This is a genomic window from Nguyenibacter vanlangensis (assembly GCF_013376155.1).
Classification (GTDB): Bacteria; Pseudomonadota; Alphaproteobacteria; order Acetobacterales; family Acetobacteraceae; genus Gluconacetobacter; species Gluconacetobacter vanlangensis.
In genome coordinates, this window is sequence record NZ_JABXXP010001022.1 from 1 (window position 1) to 794 (window position 794).

Annotated in this window: 1 protein-coding gene; it reads left to right on the forward strand. The window is 70.5% G+C overall.

From position 1 onward, the window contains the following. Positions 1 to 794, forward strand: a 794-nt coding sequence (locus tag HUK84_RS20940) for an enoyl-CoA hydratase/isomerase family protein (RefSeq protein WP_176641894.1), incomplete at both ends; no start/stop codon positions are given.

Consider the following 794-nt stretch of genomic DNA (forward strand, 5'->3'; position numbering starts at 1 on the left):
GCCTATGCCGCCGGCCTGGTGCCCGAAATCTGCGACGACGTCGCGCCCGTCGACCTGGCCATGGAACGGGGCTTCGGCTGGGCCCAGGGTCCTTTCGCGCTGATCGACCGGATCGGCGCCCCGGCCTTCGCGGCCTTGCTGCGCCGCGAGGCCATCCCCGTGCCCGCTCTGGTCGAACGGGTCGGCTCCGGCGGCTTCTATCGCGACACCGCGGACGGGCGCCGCGTCTTCGGCCTCGACGGGCAGTACCACCCCCTGGTCCGGCCCGAGGGCGTGCTGCTGCTGGACGATCTCCGCCGCCGCGCCCGCCCGGTGTTCCGCACCGGTTCGGCCAGCCTGTGGGACATCGGCGACGGCATCGCGTGTTTCGAAATCACCACCAAAATGAATGTCTTCGATGACGGCGTGATCGCCGCCCTCGACCGGGCGCTGGACAGTGTCGGGGAAACGTTCCGCGGCCTGGTGCTGTATTCCGATGCGCCGAATTTCTCGGCGGGCGCCGATCTGGGCCTGGCCCTGTTCGCCGCCAACATGGCCGCGTGGGATCACATCGAAAAACTCATCCGCGCGGGCCAGGCCGTTTTCCAGAAGCTGAAATACGCCCCGTTCCCCGTCGTCGCCGCGCCGGCCGGCCTGGCGCTGGGCGGCGGCTGCGAAATCCTGCTGCATTGCGATGCGATCCAGGCCCATGCGGAACTCTATGCCGGGCTGGTCGAATGCGGGGTGGGGCTGGTGCCGGGCTGGGGCGGCTGCGGCCAGATGCTGGACCGGCTGGCCCGCGACCCCCTCACGCC